We start from the raw sequence: 25,970 nt of genomic DNA on the forward strand, positions 1-25,970 counted from the left end.
GGGCAACCGGGGCGCCCGCACTGGCCGGTCGGCCCTGTCTGTACGCCGGGGCGACCGTATCTGCAGGGTGGGTCGGCCGCTGCGGCTGCGGGTCCCGTGTGTGCAGTCCGCCTCGACGCTGGCTCGGCTCAGGTCCCGCCGTCGCGCAGGCAGGCGAAGCCGAGGCGGGTGGTGAATCCTGTATCGCCCAGCCGCTCCACCCGCTGGTCCGAGTACGTCACCTCGCGCAGGGCTTCGTCGTGCGCGGCCCGCTGCTCGCGGGAGCACCTGCTGCGGTCCACGTCGACGGTGGCGATGACCGGCGGGAAGGCGTCCCGGAAGTCCTCGTGGGCAGACGCCACGTGCCTCTCGTGGTCCGGATCGTCGGGATAGCTCAGTGACAGCGTGACGGGCGGCTCCCCGCCGAGGTGCCGGCCGGCGGCACGCAGCGAGTCCGCCAGTTGCTTGAGTGCCATGCGGAGGTCGCCGCTGAGCGTCACGTTGCCGGGGTCGGGCACGTAAAGCTCCGGTGGCACGGCCTCCGGCACCACGTATCGTACGAACACCTGCGCGGAGGGGAACCGCACCGCCAGAGTCGGCCACGTCCCGCCGCCCTCGATGGTGAACTCGGGCCGCTGCGGCTGCGGCTTCAAGGACCAGCGGAGCATCACCCAGTCAGCCGTGTCCAGCGCCTCGGGCGGCAGGTTGTCCGGACTGTACGGTCCCCGGCTGCGCGTGAGCAGCGCGTACTCATCCATCATGGCCAGGAGCCGGGTACCGTCGGCGTCGACGTCGAGGGTGAGCGGGTGCATCGCCAACTCCAGCATGACGCCCGTCGCCGCGTCGATCAGTGACGACATCGGCTTCATTCGGCCAGCGCCACGAAGAGGGGACTGCCGAGCAGTACCGCCATGTCCTGCCCCGGGTACAACTCGGGGTAGGGGCAGGGCCCGTAGAGCATCCGCTTCGCCACGAACTCGACCCTCTGTGCGGGGCCGCGGAGCGCGGAGTTGGCCCTTATGGCCGTGGTCAGCGCGTCGTCGACATCGGTCGTGACGGTGTCCCCGGCGGCCAGGGCGGCCAGTTGGTCCAGCATCATCGGCATGACGGAGCCGCTCAGCCGGTGCTGTGACAGGCCCTCGGCCGGCTGAGTGCTCACTACGTGCGCCGTCGAGCCGCCCAGCCCGACGATCGTCCGCTCGCCGCGCCCGCCGAAGTACACGGTGCCGCCATCGCCGATGGCGCCCCACTGCATCGGCAGCACGCCGTGCACGTACTGCCCGGGCTCGTCCACGTCGCCCAGGTCGCCGTGGTCCTCCAGATGCCGCATCACCCGTTCCAGTCGGGCGAAGCGGTCCGCTCCCGCGGCCTCGACGGTGCGTTTGGCACCCACCATCTTCAGGTCGAAGTTGACCTCGGTGACACGCTTGCGCGCCCATCCCGGGGCGATCTGCGACAGCAGCATGTCGACCTTCGCGTCGCTGACGTACAGGTAATAGCGAAACGACACCCCGACCCCCTCCCCGCCACACCGGCCACCGATGTTACTCCCTGTCGCGCTGCGTGTACGCAGCATGTGATTCGCCAGGGGTATTGCCCAACGCCAAAGTGCATGCAAAAGTGTGTTCATTTTCGGGGGTAGGAAGGAGGGGCCGAACAGGGTTCGGCCCCTCCTTCACGCGCGTCCTCACGGCGGCGGTTCGACGGCGAAGGTGCCCGGGGTCGGCCTGCTCTCGGCCATCGCCTCACCCGTCGCCAGTCTGGCCCGCACACGGATGACGGACCCCGGCACCGCGTCCGCCAGGAGCCTGCTGGGCACGGCGAGCAGCAGGCGCTGCCCGACGTTCCTCGACAGCAGGTCGGCGTAGCCGGGCACCGGCTCCGCGTCGAGCACTTCCACTTCCGCCTGGTCCCAGCCCGTCAACCGCGGATGCGGCTCCGTCCCGACCAGCCGTGCGGTCAGATCAGTGCGGTTGTCGATTGCCTGCACCATGGTCGACGGTCACCGGTGAGGCGGGCCTTCGTGCCGGTACCCGCCCTTCATATTGCCCGACTTGGCAAGGGGCTTCGGGCCGTTCGTCGTACCCCTGAACTCGGATGTCAGGCTCTCCTGGAGGAAGGCCTCGGCACCCTCCCAGGGGTAGTTCGCCACCGCGCGCTCGAGTGAGGCGAGCCGCTTGTGGAGCTCGTGGATGGTCTCGACCAGCCCCGGTACCGGCTCTGCCTCGGGCCGGCCCGCGGCACGGAGTGGAGCGCGCACGGCGCCCGCTGCCGAGACCGACACCGTCGCGGTCATCGTGGCGGCCGGCGCCGAGATGTCCGTGATGGAGACACCGGTCGGGGCCCCGGCGTACGAATGGGAACTGGGCTTGCTGGACGGGCTGAACGTGGTGTTGCCGGTGCTCCCGGGGTAGGGATCGCCGTCGTCACCACGGTTCGCCGCCCACTCCATGTCGCGCCGGTCGTCGGCCTGGACCAGGCCCACCATGTAGTGGGTCTCGTCCGTGTTGTCCTGTTGGCTTTCGTCGATGTGCCAGAGCATCAGGCCGGCGGCGGGCAACGAGGCGTCGTACCCGGTGCGTTGGCGGTTCTCCATCAGGAAGTATTCGTTCCCCGGCAGGCCGTCCGTCCACAGTCGGTGGACCTCGAAGCTGTTCTTGACGTCGGGAATGGACAGTGTCCCGTCGCTCGTGACGTTGACGGGCTTGGCCCAGTCCTGCTGGATCTTGCACCACGCCGACGGGTGCGTCGGAATGTCACCGCCCCCTCCCCACGAACCGGCTCCCATCAGGCACCAGTTGCCGACCCCCTCCGACGAGCCGTCGACGTCGTACAGGTCGGGGAAGCCGAACAGCAGGTGCCCCAACTCGTGTGCGCAGACCCCGATTTTGGCGTCCTCGGGGATGGTGAGGTAGCCGTAGATCCGGGCGCCGTCGGCGTTGTACGCGCTCGGCAGGACCCACTTGTGCGACCAGATGTCCCCCGGGTTGCCGGTGGCTTCGCCACCCGCGCCGGCGTGCACGACCATGAAGGCGTCGACGAATCCGTTGCCGTCGTTGTCGTACGGCGCGTAGTTGACGAGGGGGTCGGCGGTGACGGCGGCATCCCGGGCCATGATCTGCGCACGCGCCTGCCCCGTCGGGCGGCCGATGCCGAAGTTGTTGTTGGCGTACCAGGAGAGCTTCTGAGGCATCCGGACGGGACCGATGACCTCGCCGACGATGTCCACCAGACCGTGCGTCACTTCGCGGTAGTAGTCCCGGACACTGCCGTGCGGGAGCTCGCCGAGGGAGAAGAAGAGCTTCTCGAAGTGTTCCTTGTCCGCGGTCATCGGCTTGTCCTGGAAGTCCGCCAGGACGACGACGACCCGTACCGCGCCGGTCAGCGGCGAGCGGGCGGCGGCCGTGGAGCGGATGGCCTCGTACGGTGTGCCAGGAGGGAACTCGTTGGGCGGGATGATGGTGCCGTCGTTGAAGCCGAGAGCGCGGGGAGCGCCACCGAGGCGGAACGTACTCGCCAGGTCCGACTCGCTTCGGACCCGCTCCAGTTCCTGCCGCATCCTCTCGCGCAGTTCCGGGCTGGGGGCGATGGCGCAGAACTCCGACCACACGGCCACCGCGGAATTCCGCATTGTACGAGGATCAACCATGCTTGTTCCTCCCAAAAAGGGTTTTCTGGTTGTTTCTCCGGCCAGTGACGCATGTCTGTACGACACCCGCAACGCGGATCAAGCGGCCGAGCAGATGCGGACGGGCTCCCCCCGGGGTTTCATGGAAGACGGGGCCGACCCATGCCCTCCCCGCCCTCCCCGCCCGCTCCGCAGTCACCGTAAATACGGTGTTGCGCATGAGCAGTTGGCCGGCAACTCGACCGGCGCTCACGCGGACCGGCCGCTGACATTCGGCTGGAGGTTTGTCTGACTGGCGGATGAGCTGGCGATGGCTCCATTGGCGTGGTGCGCGGCTCATACTGCAACCAGCCCTGGCGCGACGTCTCTCCTGTCCTGCAGAACCGCAACCCCCGGATGAGGAGGCCACGTTGAGAGCTGCTGACTTCGAGCGTGGAATCGCCCAGACCTTCGTCGACCCCTACGCCTGCGACGAGATGGGATCCTGCGCGTGGGAGACGACCGGCTCACAGGAGAGCGAGGGGGACTATCTGCTGCCTCCGCCCCATCCTGCCCAGCGTCTCAACCTCTTGATCGGTCCGCGTGACCAGCGGCGGCTGGACCTGCACGCGGTCCTGACCGCGGCCGGCATCCCGCCGCATCCCGAAGACCGCGAAGCCATCGAGCAGCTCAGCGCCCTGCCCGACAGCGTCAATGCCTCCCTCCAGCGCTGGCTCCACCACGCGATGTGACTCCCAGGGGCCAACCCGGGCACCGCCCGTGGCTCACCGGGCCCTGGTGGGCCGCGTGCGGCGGAGTGGGCGTCGACCTCTGCCTCGGCCTGACGCAACTGGCCGCGTTTGTCGGCGAGGCGTTCGCGTAGCCGCGGGCGCGGAGCGCACTGAGAGCGGCCGGGACGGTGACGGTGCGAGCCGCTCCCCGTCTGCCGGCTGCCGTGCGGCAGGATGGGGCCATGAGTGTAGTGAAGATCAACGTACTGACCGTTCCCGCCGAGCAGCGGGAGACGCTGGAGAAGCGCTTCGCCTCTCGCGCCCATGCCGTGGAGAACTCTGACGGGTTCGAGTGGTTCGAACTCCTCCGGCCGGTGGAAGGCACCGACGACTACCTCGTCTACACGCGCTGGCGTGACGAGGAGTCTTTCCAGGCCTGGATGGAGGGCCCGATGAAGGCGGCCCACCAGGGCGGTGGTGTGGAGGGCGGGGAGCGCCCCAAGCCGGCAGCGAGCGGCTCCACGCTGTGGTCCTTCGAGGTCGTGCAGCAGGCCGCGCCGAAGAGCGCGTAGACAGGTCGTCGCGGACGACAGAGCGCAGGCGGGCGAGTGTCTTCGGCGCTGACGTCGTGGAGGCTGCCGTCGACGTTGCCGATGCGGCCGTAGCGCTCTGGCCCCCGCGGATGACAGCCGCCCGGGTGCGCCGGCCGATCACCCGGGCGGGAAGCCGCGCTTGCAGTGATCGCCCCGGACTGGAACCCGGTCGGAACCTGGTCCGGCCCGCGGACTGCTATGGAAGAGGCCGAAATGGGGGCCGCCGTCGGGGTTGCGCCGACGGCCGGCCCCCGCGCCACGATGGGCCCTGCTTCCCGCGCCCTGCTTCCCGCGCCCTGCCTTGCCGGATGGACCGCCATCCGGGTGATCTGTGGCTTACGCCGGCGGTGCGGGGAACCAAGGAATACCGGCCCCTCGAGCACTATTGTCGTTTCGTTGCTGTCGATTCGGAGTGGCAGCCTGACGGTGATCGGCCGAAACTGAAGCTCACGGTTTCGTGATCAGTAAGAGCGCACGGCCTCGCGGCATTCGAGAAGGCCCGGAGGGTCAATCTCCGGAGCGCGAGGACACCGGACCGGCCACCCATGGCCAGTGGTCATCGAAATGTCCTCCAGGAGGACAAATGGTAGAGCAGTCCTCCGACGTATTTATGTCCGGGACGGACAAAGCAGCTGCCGTCAGGCGTAGCGGCGCCGGCCCGACGACGACAGACACCGAGAAGAAACTCGCGGAAGTACTGGCTGACGTCGTGTCCGTCGAATACGTTCCGGCCGACAGCCACTTCTTCGACGACCTCGGTGCCAACTCCTTGGTCATGGCTCAATTCTGTGCACGGGTCAGGAAACGGTCGGATCTGCCGTCTGCGTCCATGAAGGACATCTATCGGCATCCCACGATCAGAAGTCTGGCGGCAGCTCTCGCGGACGTCCCTCCCGCTCCTGCCGACTCGTCGCTCCCGACGTCGCCGTCAGCGGCGAATCCGGCGCAGGATCCGGTGATCCCGGCGAGCACGCAGCACTATGTTCTCTGCGGAACAATCCAGTTGCTGATCTTCCTGGGATACTCCTTTGTCACCGGACTTGTCACCGCCCGCGGCTACGAGTGGATCGCCACCGGCTCAGGTCTGGCGGACATCTATCTGCGATCGCTCCTCTTCGGCGGCATCGGCTTCGTCGTCCTGTGCATGTTCCCGGTCATGGCCAAATGGATTCTCATCGGCCGCTGGAGACCCCGCGAGTTCCCCGTCTGGGGTCTGACCTATCTGCGTTTCTGGCTCGTCAAGGTACTGCTCCACGCCAATCCGATGATCTTCTTCGTCGGCAATCCGCTGTACGTGCTGTACCTGCGGGCGCTCGGCGCGCGCATCGGCAAGGGGGTCACGATCCTCTCCCACTCCGTCCCGGTCTGCACCGACCTGCTGACGATCGGTGCCGGTACGGTGATCCGCAAGGACTCGTTCTTCCTCTGCTACCGGGCGCACTCAGGGCGTATCCAGGCAGGCCGGATCACGCTCGGCCGGGATGTGTTCATCGGTGAGAAGACCGTCCTCGACATCGACACGTCGATGGGCGACGGAGCTCAACTCGGCCACGCATCCGCCCTGTACCGCGGCCAGATGATCCCGGACGGCGAGCAACGGCACGGGTGCCCGGCAGAGCCCACGAAGATCGACTATGTGAGGGTCGCGCCGGCGAGGTGCGGCACCCCGCGCCGGGCCTGGTTCGGACTCGTCACCCTGCTTCAGCTGTTCCTGGTGTACATACCCCTGACGGTCGGCGGCGTGTACATGCTGTTCACCGAGGTTCCGGCGCTCGGCAGGCGACTGGGCCCGGACGCGCCCGAAATCACTTCGTGGGAACTCCCCATCGACGCACTGGCCGTATCTCTCACGCTCTTCTTCGGATTCGTCGTCGTGGGCCTCGCCGTGCTCTTCACCGTTCCGCGCCTGATGAATCTGGCGATCAAGCCCGACAAGGTATATCCGCTCTACGGCTTCCACTACGCCACGCAGCGGGCCGTAGCCCGCATCACGAACATCAAGTTCTTCGCCTGGCTCTTCGGCGACAGCTCCTACATCGTCCATTACTTGCGCGGCCTCGGCTACGATCTTTCCCACGTCGAGCAGACCGGGTCCAACTTCGGTACGGAAGTGCAGCACGAGACCCCGTATCTGGTTTCTGTCGGCAGCGGCACGATGGTGGCGGACGGACTCTCCATCGTCAATGCGGACTTCTCGAGCACATCCTTCCGGGCGTCTCGAACGACGATCGGACCGCGAAACTTTCTCGGCAACAACATCGCCTATCCCGCGGGGGGCAGGACGGGTGAGAACTGCCTGCTTGCGACGAAGGTAATGATTCCCCTCGACGGTGAGATCCGTGAAGATGTCGGGCTGCTCGGCTCGCCGTGCTTCGAGATTCCCCGGTCGGTGGAGCGCGACTCCCGCTTCGACCATCTCAGGACCGGCGACGAACTAAGCCGCAGCCTCGCGGCCAAGAACCGCTACAACATGCGCACGATGGCCCTCTTTCTGTTCGTGCGGTGGCTGCACACCTTTGTGCTCACGGCGCTCGGTCTCGTCTCCGCCGGCCTGTACGGGGTGCTCGGACACGTGGTGATTGCCGCGTATCTGGCACTCAGCCTCGCGTTCACGGCTCTCTATTTCGTCCTGGTGGAGCGCTGTGTCATGTCGTTCCGCACGCTGCAACCCCAGCTGCGCTCCATCTACGACCCGTACTTCTGGCGACACGAACGCCTGTGGAAGGTGCCCGACCACTACCTCGACGCCTTCAACGGAACCCCCTTCAAGAACGTGATCTGGCGGTTGCTGGGTGTCCGCATGGGCAGCAGGGTCTTCGACGACGGCTGCTATATGACGGAGCGGACACTCACGACGGTCGGGGACGACTGCACGCTCAATGCCGGCAGCAAGATCCAGTGCCACTCGCAGGAGGACGGCACCTTCAAGTCCGACCGGACCACGCTCGGTGTCGGCTGCACCCTTGGAGTCGGCGCGCACGTGCACTACGGCGTGACGATGAGTGACGGCGCGATGCTGGCACCCGATTCCTTCCTCATGAAAGGCGAGGAAGTCCCCCCGAACGCATGGTGGGGAGGAAACCCCGCCGCTGAAATGCCCGATGCCCCCGATCAGGCCGGTGGCGTCCGTTCGGCATGGGCACCAGGAACAGCTTCGGCAAGCGACGCCGCGGCGACGGCGAGTTGAGGAAGGCCATGCGAATGGGAGCGCACGTGGAGGCGGACCGGGAGTTCTGGAGCCGGGTGCTGACCACTGGTGGATTCACCTCCGTTCCACGGTGGGTGCCGGAACCGGTGGCGGGAGTGGCCGAGTACGAAGCCGAGGCGCCGGCCGACGTCGTGGGCAAAGTGCGGGGCCTGGCCGGGGAGTTGGGGGTACCGGTGAGCGCGGTGCTGCTGGCCGCCCACGCCAAAGTGCTGGCCGCGTTGTCGGGTGAGCAGGAGGTGGTGACGGGGTACGCCGACGGGGCTGGAGGCGGTCCCCTGCCTTGCCTGCTGACCGTTGCATCCGAGTCGTGGCGCGAACTGGTGATGAGCGCTCATCGCGCGGAGGCGGAGGTGCTGGCGCACCGGGAGTTTCCGGTCGGCGCGCTCCGGCGGGAGCTGGGGGTGACCGGGCCGTCGTACGAGGTGGTGTTCGACCCTACAGGGACCGGGAGCGGGCTGGTTGAGGACGTGGTGCTGGGGGTGGGCTGGTCCGACCGGGGCGGGCGGCTGGTGGTCCGGTTGCGGTATCGCACCGAGACGCTGGACGCCGAGTGCACGGCCCGGATCGCCGGCTACCACCTCGCCGCGCTGGGACTGATGGCGGCTGATGCGGATGCCGGGCACGCGCGGCAGAGCCTGCTGTCGGCCGAGGAGGTGCGTCATCAGCTCGACGGTCTGGCCGGGCCGCGCCGGGCGCTCCCGGAAGGACGGGTGCACGAGCTGTTCGAGCAGCGGGTGCGCGCGCATCCGGAGACCGTGGCAGCCGTCCACGGCGAGCGCGAGTGGACGTACGGGGAACTCAATGCGCGCGCGAACCGGCTGGCACGGGCCCTGCTGGCGCGAGGGCTCGGCTCAGAAGACGTGGTCGGGGTGGTCACCGAACGTCATCTCGACTGGCTCGCCGCGGTATTGGCGGTGTTCAAGGCCGGGGGCGTGTACCTGCCGATCGAGCCTCACCTGCCGGCGGGACGTGTCGCGGCGACCTTGTCACGTGCGGGATGCCGACTCGTGCTGACCGAATCCGGCAGCACCGACACCCTCGATCAGGCACTGGACACGCTTCCGCAGGTCGAGAAACTGCTGGTCGAGGCGGCGTACGCGGAACAGCACGACGAAGCCGACGTCGGAGTGACGGTCGCGGCCGACCAGCTGGCCTACATCTACTTCACCTCGGGCTCCACCGGCGAGCCGAAGGGGGCGATGTGCGAGCACGCGGGCATGCTCAACCACCTCTACGCCAAGATCGACGACTTGGGAATCGGCCAGGGCCAGGTGGTGGCGCAGACAGCCCCGCAGTGCTTCGACATCTCGCTGTGGCAGCTGCTGGCCGCGCTGCTGGTGGGCGGACGCACGCTGCTGGTCGAGCAGGAAGCGATCGTCGACGTGGAGCGGTTCGTCGACACACTTGTCCGTGGCCGGGCGGCTGTGGCGCAGGTCGTGCCCTCCTACCTGGAGGTGGTGGTGTCGTACCTCGAGCAGCACCCCCGCGAACTGCCCGACCTCACCCGTGTGTCGGTGACCGGTGAGGCGTTGAAGCGGGAGCTGGTCCAGCGCTGGTTCACGATCCAGCCGGGGATCGAGCTCGTCAACGCCTATGGGCTGACCGAGACCTCGGACGACACCAACCACGAGGTCATGGACAGAGTGCCGGAACGGGTGCTGCTGGGGCGCGCGATCAACAACGTGCGTGTCCACGTCGTCGATGAACACCTGTCACTGGTGCCGCTGGGTGCCCCGGGAGTGATCGCGTTCTCCGGGGTGTGCGTGGGCCGGGGGTACGTCAACGATCCCGAACGTACCCGCGAGGCCTACCGGGACGATCCGTTCCGGCCGGGGGAGCGGCTCTACCTGGGAGGCGACTGGGGGCGCTGGCATCCCGGCGGCAAGCTGGAGTTCCTCGGCCGCCGGGACAACCAGGTCAAGATCCGCGGCTTCCGCATCGAGATCGGTGAGATCGAGAACACCCTGTTGCGGGTCCCCGGCGTGCGGGACGGCGCGGTGGTGATCGCCGAGCAGGCCGCCTGCAGCACGCACCTGATCGCCTTCTACACCGGACGGTGCCTGCAGGCAGACGCGCTGCGCGAGGCGCTGGGCGCCGTGCTGCCCGCCTACATGGTGCCCTCCGCCTTTCACTGGCAGCAGAGCCTCCCGCTGACCGCCAACGGCAAGATCGACAGGAAGGCCCTGACCACGCTGGCCGAACAGACCGCACCGACCGCGGACCGCGACGTCGCCGGGCAGCACGACCACACCCCGCGCACGCCGACCGAGCGGAAACTCGCGGCCGCGTGGGCCGAGCTGCTGGGCGTTCCCGAGCACCGCATCGGCCGCCAGGACCACTTCTTCGACTCCGGCGCCACCTCACTGACGGCCGTGAAACTCACCCTCGCCCTGGACCGCATGCTGTCCCTGAAGGACATCACCCGCCATCCGGTGCTCGCCGACCTCGCCGCACTCCTCGACGGCACCACCCACCGGCGCCCAGAGCTGCTCCAGCCACTGTCGGAACCGGCCCGCGCGCCGCGGTGCGCTCTGGTGTGCTTCCCCTACTCCGGCGGCAACGCGGTCAACTACCAGCCGATGGCCGGCGCCCTGGCGGGCAGCGGCCTGTCGGTGTATGCCGTCGACCTGCCCGGCCACGACCTGGCCGCCCAGGAGGAGCCGTTCGCGCCGATGGCTCAGGTGGCGGAGCAGGTCGTCGCCGAGATCACCGGGCGCGGCCTGACCAGGGTCATGCTCTGGGGCCACTCCTCGGGCACCGCGCTGGCCGTGGAGACGGCGAGGAAGCTGCTGGAACGCGGGGTGGACGTCCCGCGGGTGTTCCTGGGTGCCCAGCTGCTGGGCACCGCCACCGACCGACGCGCGGCCATCACCGAGCTGACGGGGCAGACCAACGCCGAGATCGCCGCGAAACTGAGCGCGGACGGCGGCTACACGGAGCTCGGTGAGCTGAATGCGCAGCACGTCGAACACATCGGTGCCGCCTACCGGAACGACTGCGTGGCCGCACACCGCTATTTCGCCGACGCGATGGAAAGCCCGCCCGCGGTGAAGCTGTCCGCGCCGGTCACCGTGGTCGTCGCCGGCGACGACCCGAACACGACGGAGTTCCCCGACCGCCACCGGGACTGGCGGCTCCTGGCCGAACACGTGGACCTGCACGAACTCCCCGACGGCGGCCACTACTTCCTGCGCACCCGCCCGGCCGCAGCAGCACAAGCCGTTCTGGGTGCCGCCGAACTGCCGGCCTCCCCCTGAGCCCCGAGCGGCAACCGAAAGGAATCCACATGTCGTCCTCATCCCTGGCAGCCCTGCCCGAGGTGCAGCTCGAACCGGGCAGGCCTCCGATCCTGCAGGTCGAGGCTCACGGTGACGCGCCGGGTTGGGCGGCCGAGAACCGCGATGCGCTACGAGCCCGAGTCACCGAGCACGGCGTGCTCGTCGTCCGCGGCTTGGCACTGCGGGAGGCCGGTCAGGTCCGTACCGTCTTCGCGCAACTGGCCGGCGAGCCGATGATGGAGCGGGAGGCCTTCGCCCCCCGGCAGACCTACGGCCCCGGCCTGTATTCCTCCTCGACCTGGCCGGCCAACCAGCCGATGTGCATGCACCATGAACTGAGCTACCGGCTGGAGATCCCCGGCCTGATGCTGTTCGCCTGCCTGACCGCCCCCGGCCAGGGCGGAGCGACCGCGGTGGCCGACTCGGAACGCGTGCTCCAGGCACTGCCCGCCGCGCTGACCGAACGGTTCGAGCATGCGGGCTGGCTGCTCACCCGCAGCTACAACGACGAGATCGGGGCGTCCCTGGCGGAGTCCTTCGGCACCGACGACCGTACTGCCATCGAACGCTACTGCCGCGCCCACGCCATCGACTTCGCCTGGCAGCCCGACGGCTCCCTGCGCACGCAGCAACGCCGCAGCGCAGTGGTACGACACCCGCTCACCGGCAGGCGCTGCTGGTTCAACCAGATCGCCTTCCTCAACGAGTGGACGCTGGCTCCCGAGGTGCGCGAGTACCTGGTGGACGTCTACGGCGAGGACGGGCTGCCGTTCAACACCCGTTTCGGAGACGGCTCTCCGATCGGCGAGGACATCGTCCAGCTCCTCAACGCCACCTACGAGGACCACACCCGACGCGAGCCCTGGCAGGCCGGCGACGTGATGCTGGTCGACAACGTACGCACGGCACACAGCAGAGAACCCTTCACCGGAGACCGCGAGGTGCTGGTCGCCATGGCCGAGCCCCAGCGCCTGCCCGACAGTTGCCCGACCCCGGAGGCGAGCCAGCGATGACTGCCCTGCCATCACCCAGCGCCCGGACTGACACGCCCCGTTCCGCCCCGATGCCGACCTTCGCGGTGATCTCCGGTGCGCAGGTGCAGCGAGCACTCGACGGGCGCGAGAAACAGGTCGTGGAACTGGTCGAGGCCACCTACCGGCTGCACGGCGCCGGGGACTCGGTCAACCCGCCGTCGTACTTCCTGCGCTTCCCCGACCGTCCCACGGCCCGGATCATCGCTCTGCCGGCCTCCATCGGTGGGTCGCTCCGCGTGGACGGCCTGAAATGGATCTCCAGCTTCCCGGCCAACGTGACCGCCGGTCTCCCCCGAGCCTCCGCAGTCCTCGTCCTCAACGACCACGACACCGGCTACCCCTTCGCGTGCCTGGAGAGCTCCATCATCAGCGCGACCCGAACGGCGGCATCCGCGGCACTGGCAGCCGACTGGCTCAGCAGGAACCGGCCCCGCCCGACCCGTATCGGATTCGTCGGCACCGGCCTGATCGCCCGCTACATCCACACATTCCTGGCCGGCACAGGCTGGACGTTCGACACTGTCGGCGTGCACGACCTGTCCGCCGACAGCACCGCCGGCTTCTGCGGCTACCTCCGGCAGGGCGGCAGCCACAAACACGCCGAACAGGTCACGGTCCACGACAGCCCCGAAAAGCTGATCCGCGCCAGCGACCTGGTGGTCTTCGCCACCGTTGCCGGCGAACCCCATGTCACCGACCCGGCCTGGTTCGCACACAACCCCTTGGTCCTGCATGTGTCCCTGCGTGACCTCGCCCCCGAGATCCTGCTCGCCTCGGCCAACATCGTCGATGACGTCGAGCACTGTCTGAAGGCCAACACGTCTCCCCACCTGGCCGAGCAGCTCACCGGCAGCCGCGACTTCCTGGACGGCACCCTCCATGACGTCATGACCGGACGAGTGACCCCGCCGACCGACCGGCCAGTGATCTTCTCGCCCTTCGGGCTCGGCGTTCTCGACCTCGCCGTCGGCAAGTACGTCCACGACGAAGTAGCCCGGACGGGTGACCTCCGCCTCATCGACGATTTCTTCCACGACCTGCGCCGGTACGGCTGAAGCCAATTCCCTCAGCTCTGGCATCAGGAGGCCCACCGTGCCCGTCATTTCCGCTCCCTACGCCTTCAACGAAAGCCAGCTCTATATCGACCTCGAGTCGATTTTGGGGCGCCCTCTCTACCTGAAGTGCGAGGGCTTCAACTTCGCCGGCTCCATCAAGTTGAAGGCCGCGAACGAGATGGTGGAGGCCGCCGAGCGTGACGGGCTCCTGACGCCGGATTCGATACTGGTCGAGTCCTCGTCCGGAAACCTGGGCGTCGCGCTCAGCATGATCGCCGCGAGCAAGGGTTACCGATTCCTGTGCGTGACGGACTCCCGTTGCAACCTCTCGACCAGATTGCTGATGGAGGCGCTGGGCAGCGAGGTCCACATCATCGCCGACCTGGACGCCAACGGAGGCTTCCTCGGCGCGCGGATCGACTACGTCCGTGCGCTGTGCGCGAACGACAACCGGTACGTGTGGCTCAGCCAGTACACCAATCCGGGCAACTGGCGGGCCCACTACCGCACGACGGCGCCGGAGATCGCGGGCCACTTTCCGCGACTCGACGTGCTGTTCGTCGGGGCGGGCACCACCGGGACCCTGATGGGCTGCGCGCGCTACTTCCGGAAGTGGCACCGGCCGGTGCGGATCGTCGCCGTGGACAGTGTGGGCTCGGTGGCCTTCGGAGGTGAGCCGGGCCGGCGGATGATTCCGGGTCTGGGCATGAGCATGCGCCCGCCGCTGCTCGACGAGTCCTATGTGGACGAGGTGATCCGGGTCGAGGAGGGGGACACCATCCGTACCTGCCACCGTCTGGCCAGACGCGGGTTCCTGTTCGGCGGCTCCACGGGGACGGTGATCAGCGGCGCGATGGACTGGTTGCACCGACATGACACGCGTGGCATCACCGCGGTCGCCATCGCTCCGGACCTCGGCGAGCGCTACCTCGACACCATCTACCAGACCAACTGGCTGCAGGATCTGTACGGCGACCAGATACTCGACTCCGAACAGGAGACAGTCGATTCAGCCGGCCGCATCGGGGACGCGAACCCTGATGCGGCCGGCGAGCGCCCGTAGCGTGTGGCGGACCCGTGGTCTTGGGCTACGGGGCTATGGGTGCAGCACCACCTTCGTGTAGCCCTCGATCCGCTTGTCGAACTTGTCGTACGCCGACGGTGCCTGGTCCAGGGGCAGTTCGTGGGAGACGACGAAGCTGGGCTTCGCCCTGCCCTCGATGATCATGTCGCGCAGGTACCGGTTGTAGCGCTTCACGTTGCACTGTCCCGTCCCCATCCGCAGGCCCTTCTCGAAGAGCTTGCCGATCGAGACGAGGAGCATGCCGTGCTTGGCCTCATCGTCCGGGCCGCCGGGGTCGGACGGGACGTACAGGCCGGGCACGCCGAGCGCTCCGGTGGCCCGGACCGTGCCGACGAGCGAGTTCAGGACGGTCGCCGGTTCCTCGCGGTCCGTGCCGTGCGCCATCGCCTGGTAGCCGACGGCGTCCACGCCCTTGTCCGTGCCGATGCCCTCGGTCTGCTCCTTGATCTGCTCAACCGGGTCGCCCTCGGCGAAGTTGATCGGAACCGCGCCTATCTCCTCGGCCTTCTGCAGCCGCTCGGGGACCCGGTCCACGACGAACACCTTCTTCGCGCCGCGCAGGAGAGCCGAGTACGCGGCCATGAGCCCGACCGGTCCTCCGCCGTACACCGCGACGCTCTCGCCGGGGCGAACCTGGGCGAGTTCACAGCCGTGGTAGCCGGTGGGGAAGATGTCCGCGAGCAGTATGAAGTCGCTCTCGTGCTCGTTTCCCGCCGGCAGCTTCAGGCAGTTGAAGTCGGCGTAGGGAACGCGTAGATATTCCGCCTGGCCGCCTGTCCAGGGGCCCATGGCGACGTATCCGTAAGCGCCACCCGCGAAACCGGGATTGACGGTCAGGCAGAATCCGGTGAATCCCTCGACGCAGTTGGTGCAGAATCCGCACGCGACATTGAAAGGCATGACCACGCGGTCGCCCTTCTTGAGCGCGGTGACACCCTGGCCGATTTCCTGGATGATTCCCATGTTCTCGTGGCCGAAGACGATGCCGGACTCCGCAGCGGTGCGGCCCTCGTACATATGCAGATCGGATCCGCATATCGCGGTGGAGGTGATCCGTACGATCACATCGTTCGGGTGCTGGATGCTGGGCTGTTCAACATCTTCGACCGCAACGGTGAACGGTTCCTTGTAAACGACGGCTTTCATGTCTGCCACCTCTACTCGGTGATGCATGTTGCTGGTTGCCGCCCCGGTATCTTCCCGTGACCCATCTCTCATGATTCTCCGCCCGGCTCAATCGGACAAGCCGGTATTGTCGGGATGAATAGCTGCCCGATGTCCCTACTGCGAAATGGAGAGGGCGAAAGTGTCAGCACAGCGACTCGGAAGCCTGCTTGTCCCCGTACCCGGTCTGTCCGGCACCGTCTACCCGCCTGGAACGACCGTGACTGTCCGCGGTCGTGGCGCGACTGTCGATGCCTTTGTCAATGGCGACTGGCTTCCTTTGTCGTGGTGGGAATTCTCCGACGGCCTCCGCGAGGACATCGCCGACAGGTGACATCCCCTGCGCCCCGGTCCGCGCCTGAAAGCGCCGTGCCGGGGCAGCGGCGCGCCATGGTCCCCCAAGGGCGCGGCACAGGCCGCTGACGCCCTGCCGGGCACGCCGGCCGGCGCCCGCCGACAGCCTTCCCGCCCACCCGCCCGGGCGCTGCTCTCTGTCTGTGCCGGCACCACGCGGCACCTGCTCGACACCTCTCCCGGCCATGCTGTGCCGGGCGCGCGCGCCAACCCCGCCCAGGGAAATCTCTCGGCAGGTTGCATAAAAATGCCGTTCAGTGAATACTCTTCCTATGTCTAAGGTTCTCACCTCCCTGCCCACCGGCGAGCGCGTCGGTATCGCCTTCTCGGGCGGCCTCGACACCTCCGTCGCGGTCGCGTGGATGCGCGACAAGGGTGCCGTGCCGTGCACCTACACCGCCGACATCGGCCAGTACGACGAGCCCGACATCGCCTCGGTGCCCGGCCGTGCGAAGTCCTACGGTGCCGAGGTCGCGCGCCTGGTCGACTGCCGGGCGGCGCTGGTCGAGGAGGGCCTGGCCGCGCTTGCCTGCGGCGCGTTCCACATCCGCTCGGGTGGTCGCGCCTACTTCAACACCACGCCGCTCGGCCGTGCCGTCACCGGCACCCTGCTGGTCCGGGCGATGCTCGAGGACGACGTCCAGATCTGGGGCGACGGCTCGACGTTCAAGGGGAACGACATCGAGCGGTTCTACCGTTACGGCCTGCTCGCCAACCCCCACCTGCGCATCTACAAGCCGTGGCTCGACGCGGACTTCGTCTCCGAGCTGGGCGGCCGCAAGGAGATGTCGGAGTGGCTGGTCGCGCACGGGCTGCCGTACCGCGACAGCACCGAGAAGGCGTACTCGACGGACGCCAACATCTGGGGTGCCACGCACGAGGCCAAGACCCTTGAGCACCTCAACACCGGCGTGGAGACCGTGGACCCGATCATGGGCGTGCGGTTCTGGGACCCGTCGGTGGAGATCGACACCGAGGACGTGACGATCGGCTTCGACCAGGGCCGCCCGGTGACGATCAACGGCAAGGAGTTCGCCTCCGCCGTCGACCTGGTGATGGAGGCCAACGCGATCGGCGGCCGCCACGGCATGGGTATGTCGGACCAGATCGAGAACCGGATCATCGAGGCGAAGAGCCGCGGCATCTACGAGGCACCCGGCATGGCGCTGCTGCACGCCGCGTACGAGCGCCTCATCAACGCGATCCACAACGAGGACACCCTCGCCCACTACCACAACGAGGGACGGCGCCTCGGACGGCTGATGTACGAGGGCCGCTGGCTGGACCCGCAGGCGCTGATGGTCCGCGAGTCGCTGCAGCGCTGGGTCGGCTCGGCGGTCACCGGCGAGGTGACCTTGCGACTGCGGCGCGGTGAGGACTACTCGATCCTGGACACCACTGGCCCGGCGTTCAGCTACCACCCGGACAAGCTGTCGATGGAGCGCACCGAGGACTCGGCGTTCGGCCCGGTGGACCGCATCGGCCAGCTCACCATGCGCAACCTTGACATCGCCGACTCCCGCGCCAGGCTCGAGCAGTACGCCGGCCTCGGCATCGTCGGCACGACCCACCCCGAGCTGATCGGCGCCGCCCAGGCGGCGGCGACCGGCCTGATCGGCACCATGCCGGAGGGCGGCGCCGAGGCCATCGCCTCCCGCGGCGAGGTCGCCGAGGACGACGAGCTGCTGGACCGCGCCGCGATGGAGTTCGGCACCGACTGACCGGTGCCCCGACTGAGTAGTGCCCCGGCTGACCGGTGCGTCGGTTTGTTCCGGGCAGGGAGCGGAGCAGCCGAGCCCGGTCGCAAGCGGGAGGCCGGGGGCTCGGGCGGTTCGACACAGTGCAGACGTGCGAACCGCCCGAGGGCCCGAGCCGCTGTGCCGGACCGGCCGGCAGCTCCGTGTTCGTCCTTCCCGACCGAGGTCCCCGGCACGGCGGGTGTGCTCGGCGTTGGACGCCGCACGGGAGATGGCCGGCTGCGGCCGCGCGCGTGCCCCCGAATTCGGAGGCACAGTGGAAGCACAGTCGTTCGACTGGCCGTTTTGATCTCCTCCTGTACGAGGAGGGCCGAATCATGCTGCTCATGGATCGCCTCGACGCGGGACGGCAGTTGGCCGCCCGTCTGGCACACCTCAGAGGTGAAGAGGCGGTGGTACTGGGACTTCCGCGCGGAGGGGTTCCGGTCGCTGCGGAGGTCGCCAAGGCGCTGGGCGCACCCCTGGACGTGTGCCTGGTCCGGAAGCTGGGGGTGCCCTATCAGCCGGAGCTCGGTATGGGAGCCATCGGTGAGGACGGCGTACGCGTGATCAACGACGACGTGGTGCGCAGCGCCCACGCCACAGCGGACGACATCTCGCGGGTCGAGGCCCGGGAGCGCCAGGAGCTGGAGCGCCGGGCCCGGCGATACCGGGGCGACCGTGAGCCGGCCGCGCTGGAGGGCCGGACGGCGGTGGTGGTCGATGACGGTCTGGCGACGGGGTCGACCGCGCGCGCGGCCTGCCGGATCGTCCGGGCCCGCGGGGCTGCGCGGATCGTGCTGGCCGTGCCCGTGGCACCGGCGGACTGGACCGCCCGGCTGGGCGGGGAGGCAGACGAACTGGTCTGCCTGCACACCCCCATGCCCTTCTACGCGATCAGCCAGTTCTACGCCGACTTCGCCCAGGTCGACGACGGGGAGGTCGTCGCCTGTCTGGAACGGGCCGCGGCTGCCCGCCGGAGCGGTCGGGCCGGCCGGCCGGCTGCCCGCCGAGCGGAGGACGCCCGCGCCACGGCTGGAGACCGGCGTGCGGCACCCGGTGACCGGGGTGACTGGACCGGTGACCAGGAGGTGGAGGTGCGGGCCGGTGCCGTGCTCCTGCGCGGCCGGCTGACGGTGCCCGACGCCGCGACCGGCGTGGTGGTGTTCGCGCACGGCAGCGGTAGCAGCCGGCACAGCCCGCGCAACCGGTCGGTCGCAGCCGGGCTGAACCGGGCGGGCCTCGGCACGCTGCTGTTCGACCTGCTCACCGAGGAGGAGGAGACCGACCGGGCCAACGTCTTCGACACCGGACTGCTGGCCCACCGGCTCGCGGACGCCACCGGCTGGCTGAGCGGACGGCCCGAGACCGAAGGGCTCGCCGTGGGGTACTTCGGCGCGAGCACCGGCGCGGCCGCCGCCCTGGGCGCCGCCGTGGAGCGGGGCGAGGAGATCGCCGCGGTCGTTTCCCGGGGCGGCAGGCCCGACCTGGCCGGGCCGTGGCTGCCCTCGGTCACGGCGCCCACGCTGCTGATCGTCGGCGGCAGCGACTCGCTCGTACTTGACCTCAACCGCCAGGCGCAGGCCCGGCTCCACTGTGAGAACCGGCTCGCCGTCGTCCCCGGCGCGACCCATCTCTTCGAGGAGCCCGGCGCCCTGGAGGCCGTCACGGACCTGGCCAGGGACTGGTTCACCGACCATCTCACCCCGGCCCCGCAGATGGCCGGCCGCTGAACGCGTGCCACGGGAACCACGCCCTTGGTACGGCAGGGACCCGTGGCCCCGGAGGAACACGCGCGAAGAGCCTGGAGGAACACGCGCGGAGAGCCTGGGAGCAACATGCGCGAAGACACCGTCACCCTGTTCCTCTGCGGCGACGTCATGCTCGGTCGCGGCGTGGACCAGATCCTTCCGCACCCCGGTGACCCCGCGTTGCGCGAGGACTGGATACGCGACGCCCGTGCCTACGTCGAGCTGGCCGAGGAGGCGAACGGCCCGATTCCCCGACCGGTCGAATTCTCCTGGCCCTGGGGCGACGCCCTGCCCCTGCTCGAAGAGGCCGCGCCGGACGTCCGCGTGGTCAATCTGGAGACCAGCGTGACGCGGGACGGTACGTTCGCCCCCGGCAAGGGCGTCCACTACCGGATGAACCCTGCCAACCTTCCCTGCCTGGTCACTGCCCGCCCCGACGTATGCGTCCTGGCCAACAACCACGTTATGGACTTCGGACGCCGCGGACTCGAAGAGACGCTCGACAGCCTGGCGGGAGCGGGCTTGAGGACGGTCGGCGCCGGTCGCGACGCGGACGAGGCCGCGCGGCCCGCGGTCGTGCCGCTCGGCGGCGGCCGCCGGGTCCTGGTCTTCTCCTTCGGGATGCCCTCGAGCGGCATCCCGCGGAACTGGGCCGCGACCGAGGACCGGCCGGGCGTGCACTTCGTGACCGAGCCGTCAACCACCGCCGCGGACGCGATCAGCGGGCGCATACGGCAGGTGAAACGCCCCGGGGACATCGCGGTCGCCTCGATCCACTGGGGCCCCAACTGGGGCTACGACGTCTCCGGCGACGAGGTGGGCTTCGCGCACGCACTCGTGGACGGCGGCGCGGACCTCGTACACGGGCATTCCTCGCACCACCCCCGTGCTCTGGAGGTGTACCGGGGGAGGCTCGTCCTCTACGGCTGCGGCGACTTCATCGACGACTACGAGGGCATCGGCGGTTTCGAGCGCTACCGCGACGATCTCCGGCCGCTCGTCCTGGTCTCGGCGGAACCCGAATCGGGCAGGACGGTGGGGGTGCGGATCGTGCCGCTGCAACCCCGGCGGATGCGGTTGCAGCGCGCATCGGCCGACGACTGCGCGTGGCTGCGGGCAGTCCTCGACCGGATCGGCCGTGACTTCGGTTCCCACGTCGAGGGCGGGGCGGACGGCACGCTCGTACTGCGGTGGTCGACCGAGCAGTGATCACCGGCACTTCGTGACTGTCGGGCTTCGTGACCGTGGGGGCCATGTGACCATCGGGATCACGAATCGGGATGGCGAAGCGGGACGACGAAGGCAGTCACGGCGTCCGGCCTCGGGCGGCCCGCCCTCCGCGCAGGAACCGGCGGAGCCGCCCCAGAGGCCAGGTGTTGACCACGTCGTCCTTGGTGAGCCATCCGCGCTGTGCCGTGCCGACTCCGTAGCGCAGATACGCGAGATGGAGGACGGAGTGGGCGTCGGTGTCGATCGCGAACTTCGTGCCGTACTGCCTGGCGCGCAGGATGTCCTCGTCGCTGAGGTCCAGGCGGTCAGGCTGGGCGTTGACCTCCAGTGCGGTGCCGGTCCGGGCGCAGGCGGCGAACACCTCGTCGAGATCAGCGTCGATGCCCGGCCTTCTGCCGATCAGGCGTGTGGTCGGGTGGCCGATGATGTTGACGTGCGGGTTCTCGCAGGCCCGCACCAGGCGCCGGGTCATCGCCGCCCGGCTCAGCCCGAAGTGCGAGTGCACCGCGGCGACACAGAGATCGAAGCCCTCGAGGAAATCGTCGGGCCAGTCCAGCTCGCCGTCCGGGCCGATGTTGAGCTCGGTGCCGTGCAACAGCCGCATCCTGTGGTGAGCGCCGTCGAGTTCCCGGACCAGCCGGCGCTGGGCCAGGATCTTCTCGTCGGTCATGCGTTGCATGTACAGGTTCGGGGCGTGGTCGGTGACCGCGTAGTACGCGTAACCGCGCTCCGCGGCGGCGTGAACCATGTCCTCCAGCGGGGCGAGGCCGTCGGTGAGGTCGGTGTGCGTGTGCAGATCACCGCGGATGTCCTTCTCCTCCACGACCTGGGGCAACTCACCGCGCATCCCGGCCTGGACCTCGCCCCGGTCTTCGCGCAGGGTGGGCGGGATCCACGGCAGGCCGAGACGCGCGTACACCTCCTCCTCGGACCGGGAAGCGGTCCGCTTGCCGCTCTCCGTGTCGAACAGCCCGTACTCCGAGAGCTTCAGCCCCCGCCGCACGGCGATCGTGCGGGTGCGGATGTTGTGCGCCTTCGAGCCGGTGAAGTACTGCAGCCCGGCGCCCCATGAGTCGGGCGGCAGCACCCTGAGATCGATCTGGAGCCCCTTCACGGTGCGGACGGACGTCTTCTTCGCGCCGTGGGCGATGACGTCGGCGGTGGACGGGAGCGCGCTGAGCGCGTCCATGAACGGCGCCGACCGCTCGGCCGCGACCAGGATGTCGATGTCACCGATGGTCTCCCGCATACGGCGCAGCGACCCCGCGTACGTGCAGCTCTCGCAGCCGGTCAGCCGGGACAGCTCGGCGACGATGTCTTCGGCCGACTTCATGGCCATGTCCAGCAGGATGCGGTCGCCCGCCTGCTGAAGCAGGGCGATGCCGTGCAGGATGTTCTGCTCGGTCTTCTCCCCGAAGCCCTTCAGATCGCGCAGCTTCTCCGCCCGGATGGCGTCGGCCAGCTCGTCGACGGACGAGATGTGCAGGTCCTCGTAGAGCGTCATGGCCTTCTTGGGACCGAGAGTGGGGATGGTGACCAGCTCCCGCACCCCGGCGGGGATCTGCGCCCGCGTCTCCTCCACGACCGTGATGCTGCCGGTGCGGAAGTACTCGACGATCTTCTCGGCGATCGACTTGCCCACGCCCGGGATCTCCCGCAGCTCCTTGGCGTCGAGGCGGGAGACATCGGCGGGGTGACCGCCGATCGCGCGGGCAGCCTTCTCATAGACGCGTGCCTTGAACGCATCGCCGTGGGTGATCGCGATGAGGTCCGCGTACTCCCGCAGGAGCGCCTCGACCTCCTCGTTGGGCCGGGCCACGTCTCCAGGTTAAGACCGCCCTGCCTTCGTGCCCGGGCCGAGCGAGCCCGGTCCCCGGTGACTGCGGGAACGCGGTCGATCCCCAACGCCGAGACAGGCAGCACGTCAACGGGTGATGAGCACCATGCGGAAGCGGGCGGCGCCGGAAAGCATCTTCTGGTACGCCTCGGTTGCCTGCTCCAGCGGCATTGTCTCGACCATCGGGCGGATTCCGTGCAGGGCACTGAACGCCATGGTGTCCTGCACATCCTGCGCCGTGCCGGACGGGTGGCCGCGGACGACCTTGCCCGCCATGAGCAACTGGACCGGGCTGATCGCGAGTGGGTCGGGCGCCGCACCGATGACCACGAGCTCACCGCGGTGCGACAGCCCGTCCGTGGTCGCCGCGATGGCATCGGAGCTCCCAGCGGTGGCCAGGACGACCTTGGCGCCGCCGAGGGATTGCAGCGCGTCTGCGACGGTCGTGGCTGTGCTGTCGACGTAGTGATGAGCCCCGAGCTGCTTGGCCAAGTCGGCCTTGTCGGCTCCGCGGGCGATTGCGACGGTCTCAAAGCCCATGGCGGCCGCGTATTTGACGCCCAGATGGCCAAGCCCGCCGATGCCGAGTACGGCAACCAGATCGCCCGGCTGGGCGGAGCTGCGGCGCAGCCCGTTGTACGTGGTCACCCCCGCGCAGCCCAAGGGTCCCGCATCAGCGGGCGCCAGCGCGTCAGGAATACGGGCCAGCGCGTCGGCCGGCGCGACCATCGACTCGGCGAAGCCCCCGTCGTACGTCCATCCAGGAACCTTCAGGTTCTCGCACACGATGAAGTCGCCCTGCCTGCAGGGCTTGCAGTGGCCGCAGCTGCCGCCGAACCAGCCCACCACCACCCGGTCTCCCACCTGCCAGCCGAGGTTCTGCGTTCCCTCGCCGAGCTCTTCGATGCGACCGGCGATCTCATGACCGGGGACCACGGGGAACTCGACGCCGGGCAGCTGGGCGTCCACGAAGAACGTGTCGCTGTGGCAGATGCCGCAGGCCTCCACGGCAATACGTACGTGGCCGGGGCCCGGCTGCGGCACCTCGCGCTCGACGATGTCGAATGGCCCGCCGGCGGCGGCCACCTGCGCGACTCGGTAGGTGTTCATCTGCTCTCCCCGGACTCGGGTCAGATGGCGCCCCTCTGCCAGCAAACCAGCTGCGGCGCAATCACGCATGCCGAAGCGACGTCGGGGCTCACTCCAGCTCCGCGAAGGTCTCCACGGCCTGCGTCCTGCCGGTGACGATGACGACGTCACCGGGCTCGACGACCGTCTCGGCGGTGGCGTGAGTGAAGTCGGCACCGGGGCGTTTGATGCCGACGACGGTCACGCCGTACGTGCTGCGGACCCGGCTCTCGCCGAGCGGCACCCCTCTGACGAACTTCGGGGCGAGCGTCTTGACCAGGGCGTAGTCGCTGTCGAACGTGATGAAGTCCAGCATCCGGCCGGTGACCAGGTGGGCCACGCGCTCGCCCATGTCGTGCTCGGGCAGGACGACATGGTGGGCGCCGACACGCTCCAGGATCTGGCCGTGCTGCCGGGTGTTGGCCCGGGCCCAGATGTTGGGGACGCCGGCGTCGACGAGGTTGGAGGTGGCCAGGATGCTGGCTTCCAGGTCGATGCCGATGCCGACTACCGCCCGGGAGAACTGACCGATGCCGAGTTGCTCGAGGGCATGGGGGTCGGTGCAGTCGGCGGCCGCGGCGTGGGTCAGCTCGTCGCCGGCCTTCTGCACCACTCCGGGGTCGGCATCGATGCCGAGTACGTCCCAGCCGCGCCGCATCAGCTCCAGTGCCAGGGAGTGGCCGAAACGGCCGAGACCGATGACGGCGACTCTGGAGTCACGGTCCGGGCGACGCTCGGCAGCGGAGCGCGGACGCCGGATTCGGCGCAAGATCTTGAAGCGGTCAGCCAATGACAGGTCGCTCCTCGGGCAGGGCGTAGCGGCGGTCACGCAGGCGCAGCGCGAGTGCGCTGGCGAGAGTGATCGAGCCGACGCGTCCGACGAACATCAGGACGATGATGGTGAGTTGGCCGGTGGCGGGAAGGCCGCCGGTGATACCGGTGCTCAGACCGACCGTGCCGAAGGCGGAGACGACCTCGAACAGGACCGCATCGGGCCGATCATCGGTGACGGTGAGCAGAAGCAGCGTGCCGGACATGACGACACCCACGCCCAGCAGTGCCACGGTGAGGGCCTGGCGCAGCGCGGCTGAGGAGATCCGGCGGTCCATGATGTCCACAGCGGTGTGTCCGCGGATCTCGGCGAGGATCGCCGCTCCCAGTACCGCGAAGGTGGTCACCTTGATGCCGCCGGCGGTCCCCGCGCTGCCGCCTCCGATGAACATCAGCATGCAGATACCCAGCAGGGTGGCCGGTTCCATGGCGCCGGTGTCGACCGTGTTGAAGCCCGCGGTACGCGCACTGGCCGCGGCGAAGAACCCGTTGAGCACCTTGTCCCCCGACCCCATGGGGCCGAGTGTCCGGGAGTTGCTCCACTCCAGCAGGCAGGTCATCAGGGTGCCGACGGCGAGCAGAACCGCGGAGGTGGCGAGGGTGAGCCGGGTGTGCAGGGACCAGCGGCGCCGGCCGCCGTCACGTACGCGCGCGCGGTGGCGCAGCAGTTCCAGCAGTACGGGGAAGCCGAGAGCGCCGAGCGTGCAGGCGGCGGCGATCGGCAGGACGATCCAGGGGTCGTGCGCATAGCTGACGAGGTTGTCGTCGCGCAGAGCGAATCCGGCATTGTTGAAGGCGGAGATCCCGTAGAAGATCCCTTGGTGGACGGCGTTTCCGGCCGCCAGACCAAGACCGAAGCGGAACCGTGCCGCCAGCACGGCGGCCGTGGCGAACTCGATGGCGAGTGTCGTGCCCGCGATGCCCAGGACCACCCGGCGGATGTCGCCGCCGCCGAGGCCTCCGGTCTCCGCCTGCGTGGTGAGCTGCGCCCGCAACCGCAGCCGACCGGAAACGACCAGGGCCAGCAGTGAGGCGAGCGTCGTGATGCCGAACCCGCCGACCTGGATCAGCGCCAGGACCACGCCCTCGCCGAAGGCGGTCCAGTGGCTGCCGGTGCCCACGATGGACAGGCCGCCGCTGACCGCTCCGGTGGAGGTGAACAGGGCAATCAGCACATCCGTGCGTCTGCCGGGCTCGGTCGCGGCCGGCACGGTCAGCAGGGCCGCGCCCACAAGGACGACGAACGCGAAGGCCAGGACGATACTGCGGGAGGGGTGGCGGGCCAGCCGGGACCACCGGGCCCGAGTCGTCCCCACGGCCACCGGCCACCTCCCGATATCCCCACGCCACATCCCGGCCGTGCCCGTCAG

Annotated in this window: 20 protein-coding genes; 11 read left to right on the forward strand and 9 right to left on the reverse strand. The window is 68.8% G+C overall.

What is annotated here, in order from left to right:
- Positions 1 to 128 precede the first annotated feature (128 nt).
- The 4 genes from ABT114_RS41620 to ABT114_RS41635 form a co-directional block, all read right to left on the reverse strand.
- Complete coding sequence (locus tag ABT114_RS41620; RefSeq protein ID WP_351149866.1) at positions 129 to 839, reverse strand: hypothetical protein; 711 nt, start codon at positions 837 to 839, stop codon at positions 129 to 131.
- A 5-nt stretch (positions 840 to 844) separates the two neighbouring features.
- Entirely contained in the window at positions 845 to 1,489 is a 645-nt protein-coding gene (locus tag ABT114_RS41625; protein ID WP_351149869.1) for a DUF7019 family protein, read from the reverse strand.
- Between the two features lie 177 nt (positions 1,490 to 1,666).
- A complete protein-coding gene (locus tag ABT114_RS41630) occupies positions 1,667 to 1,972 on the reverse strand; it encodes a hypothetical protein (RefSeq protein WP_351149871.1) in 306 nt (101 codons plus the stop codon).
- 9 nt (positions 1,973 to 1,981) lie between these two features.
- On the reverse strand, positions 1,982 to 3,610 hold the full coding sequence (locus ABT114_RS41635; RefSeq protein ID WP_351149873.1) for a M6 family metalloprotease domain-containing protein: 1,629 nt from the start codon (positions 3,608 to 3,610) through the stop codon (positions 1,982 to 1,984).
- Positions 3,611 to 4,017: 407 nt separating this feature from the next.
- Here ABT114_RS41635 and ABT114_RS41640 point away from each other — a divergent pair, with 407 nt between their 5' ends.
- From ABT114_RS41640 to sbnA, 7 genes are all read left to right on the forward strand, one after another.
- On the forward strand, positions 4,018 to 4,338 hold the full coding sequence (locus ABT114_RS41640) for a hypothetical protein (protein ID WP_502988488.1): 321 nt from the start codon (positions 4,018 to 4,020) through the stop codon (positions 4,336 to 4,338).
- A 221-nt stretch (positions 4,339 to 4,559) separates the two neighbouring features.
- A complete protein-coding gene (locus tag ABT114_RS41645) occupies positions 4,560 to 4,889 on the forward strand; it encodes an antibiotic biosynthesis monooxygenase family protein (protein ID WP_351149875.1) in 330 nt (109 codons plus the stop codon).
- 604 nt (positions 4,890 to 5,493) lie between these two features.
- A complete protein-coding gene (locus tag ABT114_RS41650) occupies positions 5,494 to 8,097 on the forward strand; it encodes a Pls/PosA family non-ribosomal peptide synthetase (RefSeq protein WP_351149878.1) in 2,604 nt (867 codons plus the stop codon).
- 14 nt (positions 8,098 to 8,111) lie between these two features.
- Entirely contained in the window at positions 8,112 to 11,375 is a 3,264-nt protein-coding gene (locus ABT114_RS41655) for an amino acid adenylation domain-containing protein (protein ID WP_351149981.1), read from the forward strand.
- Between the two features lie 29 nt (positions 11,376 to 11,404).
- Positions 11,405 to 12,409, forward strand: coding sequence for a TauD/TfdA family dioxygenase (locus ABT114_RS41660; RefSeq protein ID WP_351149880.1), 1,005 nt, complete (start codon positions 11,405 to 11,407; stop codon positions 12,407 to 12,409).
- Complete coding sequence (gene sbnB / locus ABT114_RS41665) at positions 12,406 to 13,485, forward strand: 2,3-diaminopropionate biosynthesis protein SbnB (protein ID WP_351149883.1); 1,080 nt, start codon at positions 12,406 to 12,408, stop codon at positions 13,483 to 13,485. The genes ABT114_RS41660 and sbnB overlap by 4 nt, the downstream gene beginning before the upstream one ends.
- A 37-nt stretch (positions 13,486 to 13,522) precedes the next feature.
- Positions 13,523 to 14,548: a 2,3-diaminopropionate biosynthesis protein SbnA gene (gene sbnA / locus ABT114_RS41670; RefSeq protein ID WP_351149886.1), complete on the forward strand. Its 1,026-nt coding sequence runs from the start codon at positions 13,523 to 13,525 to the stop codon at positions 14,546 to 14,548.
- Between the two features lie 33 nt (positions 14,549 to 14,581).
- Here the strand turns inward: sbnA and ABT114_RS41675 are convergent, their stop codons facing one another.
- A complete protein-coding gene (locus ABT114_RS41675; protein WP_351149889.1) occupies positions 14,582 to 15,715 on the reverse strand; it encodes a glutathione-independent formaldehyde dehydrogenase in 1,134 nt (377 codons plus the stop codon).
- 160 nt (positions 15,716 to 15,875) lie between these two features.
- Here ABT114_RS41675 and ABT114_RS41680 point away from each other — a divergent pair, with 160 nt between their 5' ends.
- The 4 genes from ABT114_RS41680 to ABT114_RS41695 all read left to right on the forward strand — a co-directional run bounded on the left by ABT114_RS41680 (position 15,876) and on the right by ABT114_RS41695 (position 20,783).
- Positions 15,876 to 16,067, forward strand: a complete 192-nt coding sequence (locus tag ABT114_RS41680; protein WP_351149892.1) for a hypothetical protein — start codon at positions 15,876 to 15,878, stop codon at positions 16,065 to 16,067.
- 292 nt (positions 16,068 to 16,359) lie between these two features.
- Complete coding sequence (argG, locus tag ABT114_RS41685) at positions 16,360 to 17,808, forward strand: argininosuccinate synthase (protein WP_351149895.1); 1,449 nt, start codon at positions 16,360 to 16,362, stop codon at positions 17,806 to 17,808.
- A gap of 353 nt (positions 17,809 to 18,161) precedes the next feature.
- Positions 18,162 to 19,556, forward strand: coding sequence for a phosphoribosyltransferase family protein (locus tag ABT114_RS41690; protein ID WP_351149898.1), 1,395 nt, complete (start codon positions 18,162 to 18,164; stop codon positions 19,554 to 19,556).
- Positions 19,557 to 19,661: 105 nt separating this feature from the next.
- A complete protein-coding gene (locus ABT114_RS41695) occupies positions 19,662 to 20,783 on the forward strand; it encodes a CapA family protein (protein ID WP_351149900.1) in 1,122 nt (373 codons plus the stop codon).
- A gap of 97 nt (positions 20,784 to 20,880) precedes the next feature.
- Here ABT114_RS41695 and polX read toward each other — a convergent pair whose 3' ends face one another.
- The 4 genes from polX to ABT114_RS41715 form a co-directional block, all read right to left on the reverse strand.
- The gene (gene polX, locus ABT114_RS41700; RefSeq protein WP_351149903.1) at positions 20,881 to 22,623 is read right to left on the reverse strand and encodes a DNA polymerase/3'-5' exonuclease PolX; all 1,743 of its coding nucleotides are present in this window, start codon (positions 22,621 to 22,623) and stop codon (positions 20,881 to 20,883) included.
- A 105-nt stretch (positions 22,624 to 22,728) separates the two neighbouring features.
- Entirely contained in the window at positions 22,729 to 23,751 is a 1,023-nt protein-coding gene (locus ABT114_RS41705; RefSeq protein ID WP_351149906.1) for an alcohol dehydrogenase, read from the reverse strand.
- 88 nt (positions 23,752 to 23,839) lie between these two features.
- Positions 23,840 to 24,559 carry a potassium channel family protein gene (locus ABT114_RS41710; protein WP_351149909.1) on the reverse strand — a complete coding sequence of 240 codons (720 nt, stop codon included), beginning with the start codon at positions 24,557 to 24,559 and terminating at the stop codon, positions 23,840 to 23,842.
- Positions 24,552 to 25,916: a TrkH family potassium uptake protein gene (locus ABT114_RS41715; protein WP_351149912.1), complete on the reverse strand. Its 1,365-nt coding sequence runs from the start codon at positions 25,914 to 25,916 to the stop codon at positions 24,552 to 24,554. Before ABT114_RS41715 ends, ABT114_RS41710 begins: the two co-directional genes overlap by 8 nt.
- Positions 25,917 to 25,970: the final 54 nt, after the last annotated feature.

The organism is Streptomyces sp. NPDC002088 (assembly GCF_040296605.1).
Taxonomy (GTDB): domain Bacteria; phylum Actinomycetota; class Actinomycetes; order Streptomycetales; family Streptomycetaceae; genus Streptomyces.